This is a genomic window from Streptomyces ureilyticus (assembly GCF_011045025.1).
GTDB classification, from domain to species: domain Bacteria; phylum Actinomycetota; class Actinomycetes; order Streptomycetales; family Streptomycetaceae; genus Streptomyces; species Streptomyces ureilyticus.
In genome coordinates this window covers 1-3,073 of record NZ_JAAKZX010000403.1, presented here as the reverse complement: position 1 = coordinate 3,073, position 3,073 = coordinate 1, and the positions used below count along the sequence as shown (strand labels likewise).

Below are 3,073 nucleotides of genomic sequence, written 5' to 3'. Positions count from 1 at the left end.
GGTCCTTGATCTTCTTCTCGATCAGGGGCCTGTCGAACTGCTCGGCGCGAGGGGTCCCGGCTCCCGGGAGCAGCAAGCCGATCGTCACGCCGGAGGTGTTCCCGGCCGTGCCGCAGGAGGCCAGGACGACGGCCAGGGACACCGCGGCCACAGAGACGGGACGGCGCAGGTAGAGCTTCACGTGCGGGCACCTCCTTACCCGTCGACCGGACGCCGATCAGATCCCCATCCCAGTATGGGCAGGCACAGGGTTCTATGCGCAGGCACAGGGTGCGGAGGGCTGACCAGACTGCAGCAAGGGGCGGACGTTCCGGAGCCGCAAGTGCAAGAGCCGAGATACGGAACCGCTACAGCGCGGAGCCAGCAGCTCAGGACTACCTTCGGTCGATGCGATCGACTTCGACAGTGGCACCCTGCATGTGGTGCAGCAACTCAGGCTGAGCTTGAGCAGGGCCGTGTTCGCTCCGCCGAAGGGCGGCAAGCTCCGTGACGTGCCTCTGCCCGATCCCGTGGCAGAAGCCCTCCAGGAGCACATCAAGCGCTTCCCACCGGTCGAGGTCACGTTGCCGTGGATGCGCGCGAACGGCCAGCCCGTGACCAAGCGCTTGATCTTCAGCGGACCGCGCGGCGGGCATGTCTGGCGTACGTCGCTCAACGAGGACCACTGGAAGCCCGCCCTCGCGAAGGTGGGTGTCATCCCGAAGGCCAAGAGCCGCGAGCACGAGGCCGCTCGCGCGCACGGCATGCACGCCCTCCGGCACTTCTACGCGTCCGTTCTCTTGGACGCTGGCGAGAGCATCAAGGCCGTCAGCGAGTACCTAGGGCACTCCGACCCCGGACTGACTCTGAAGGTGTACGCGCACCTCATGCCCAGTAGCCGGGACCGCGCCCGGAAGGCTCTCGGCCGCGCGCTCCGGCCGCAAGATCCGGGGGACTGAGGGCCCACAGTGGGCCCAGGCCGCGAAAACGCCCCCGATCCGCGCCATAAGCGCAGGTCGGGGGCATGATCATCAACCCTACTTCTTCTTGCCCTGATTCTTGACCGCCTCGATCGCCGCCGCGGCCGCATCCGGGTCGAGGTACGTGCCGCCGGGGTTCACCGGCTTGAAGTCGGCGTCCAGTTCGTACGACAGCGGGATGCCCGTCGGGATGTTCAGGCCCGCGATGTCCGCGTCCGAGATGCCGTCGAGGTGCTTGACGAGGGCGCGCAGCGAGTTGCCGTGGGCCGCCACCAGGACCGTGCGGCCGGTGAGGAGGTCGGGGACGATGCCGTCGAACCAGTACGGGAGCATGCGGACGACGACGTCCTTGAGGCACTCCGTCTGGGGGCGCAGCTCCGGCGGGAGGGTCGCGTAGCGCGGGTCGTCGAACTGCGAGTACTCGGCGTCGCGGTCCAGCGGCGGCGGGGGCGTGTCGTACGAGCGGCGCCACAGCATGAACTGCTCCTCGCCGAACTCGGCGAGCGTCTGCGCCTTGTCCTTGCCCTGGAGTGCGCCGTAGTGACGCTCGTTCAGACGCCAGCTGCGGTGGACCGGGATCCAGAGGCGGTCGGCGGACTCCAGCGCGAGCTGCGCGGTGCGGATGGCGCGCTTCTGGAGGGAGGTGTGCACGACGTCGGGCAGCAGGCCGGCGTCCTTGAGCAGCTCACCGCCGCGGACTGCCTCCTTCTCGCCCTTCTCGTTGAGGTTGACGTCCACCCAGCCGGTGAACAGGTTCTTCGCGTTCCATTCGCTCTCGCCGTGGCGGAGGAGGATCAGCTTGTACGGTGCGTCGGCCATGCCCCGAGCGTAATAGACGCCCTGAATCCGTCGTGTGGCTGCCCGGCAGCCGGACAGTTGGCGGCGTGCGGGAATTGGCTGGCCCCGCCGAGCGGCGCACTTGTAAGTTACAGAGAGAGCCTAAGCCGCTTACATACGGGGGATTCCGATGTCACGCGCCGCCATGAAACGCGCCGTCCGCGAATCCGTCTCCGGCTTACCCCGCGCGTTCTGGTGGCTGTGGCTGAGCACGCTCGTCAACCGGCTCGGGGCATTCGTCGCCACCTTCATGGCCCTGTATCTCACCCTCGAGCGCGGCTATTCCGCCTCGTACGCCGGTCTCGTCGTCGCCCTCCACGGGCTCGGCGGGGTCGTCTCCTCCATCGTCGCGGGGGTGATGACCGACCGGCTCGGGCGGCGGCCCACGCTGCTCATCGCCCAGTCGTCGACGGCTGCGAGCGTCGCCCTGCTCGGCTTTATGCAGCACCCGGTCGCGATCGCCGCCGTCGCCTTCCTGGTCGGCGCGACCAGCAGCGCCTCCCGGCCCGCTGTGCAGGCGATGGTGGCCGACATCGTCCGGCCCGAGGACCGGGTGCGCGCCCTCTCCCTCAACTACTGGGCGATCAACCTCGGGTTCGCGATCTCGTCGGTGGTCGCCGGGTTCATCGCCGAGCACAGCTATGTCGCCGGGTTCCTGATCGAGGCCGGGATGACGCTCGCCTGCGCGATCGTCGTCTTCGCCAAGTTGCCGGAATCCAGGCCCGTACATACGGAGAAGGAGAAGGCGGCTGAGGAGGTGAGCCTCGGGACCGTTCTGCGCGACGGCCGGTTCATGGGCATGGTCGGGCTGTTCTTCCTCGTCGCGCTGATCTTCATGCAGGGCATGGTGGGGCTACCGGTGGCGATGGGTCAGGCGGGGTTCGCGCCCGCCGACTACGGCATGGCGATCGCCATCAACGGCGTACTCATTGTCGTCCTCCAGATCCCCGTCACCCGCTTCTTCCAGCACCGGGATCCCGGGCGGCTGCTCGTCGTCTCGTCCCTCCTCGCGGGGTACGGCTTCGGCCTCACCGCCTTCGCCGGGTCCGTCGGACTCATCGCACTCACCGTGTGCGTCTGGTCCCTCGCCGAGATCGTCATGGCTCCCCTCCAGATGGGCCTGGTCGTCCGCCTCTCGCCCCTGCACGGCCGGGGCCGCTACCAGGGCGTCTACGCATCGGCCTGGCCGGTGGCCAGCCTCGTCGCCCCGCTGATGGCGGGCGGAATCATCGACTGGCTGGGGACGGGGTGGCTGTGGGGGACGTGTGCGGTGGTGG

The 3,073-nt window shown here is 68.5% G+C and carries 2 protein-coding genes and 2 pseudogenes; 2 read left to right on the top strand and 2 right to left on the bottom strand.

Features of this window, described 5'->3' with window-relative positions:
• Nucleotides 1–181 (bottom strand): annotated as a pseudogene (locus tag G6048_RS47450) (ABC transporter substrate-binding protein); the annotation flags it as partial.
• Nucleotides 182–380: 199 nt separating this feature from the next.
• On the opposite strand from G6048_RS47450, the pseudogene G6048_RS47445 reads away from it, so the two are divergent.
• Nucleotides 381–938 (top strand): annotated as a pseudogene (locus G6048_RS47445) (tyrosine-type recombinase/integrase); the annotation flags it as partial.
• 78 nt (nucleotides 939–1,016) lie between these two features.
• Here G6048_RS47445 and G6048_RS47440 read toward each other — a convergent pair.
• Nucleotides 1,017–1,778, bottom strand: a complete 762-nt coding sequence (locus tag G6048_RS47440; RefSeq protein ID WP_165345810.1) for a phosphoglyceromutase — start codon at nucleotides 1,776–1,778, stop codon at nucleotides 1,017–1,019.
• Nucleotides 1,779–1,926: 148 nt separating this feature from the next.
• Between G6048_RS47440 and G6048_RS47435 the strand changes: the two genes are divergently transcribed.
• The coding region (locus G6048_RS47435) for an MDR family MFS transporter (protein WP_165345809.1) at nucleotides 1,927–3,073 on the top strand (1,147 nt) is incomplete at its 3' end.

What these genes read in the sequence shown, in the direction of transcription:
- G6048_RS47440 (WP_165345810.1), bottom strand. Translation starts at nt 1,778, where the DNA reads ATGGCCGACGCACCGTACAAGCTGATCCTCCTCCGCCACGGCGAGAGC.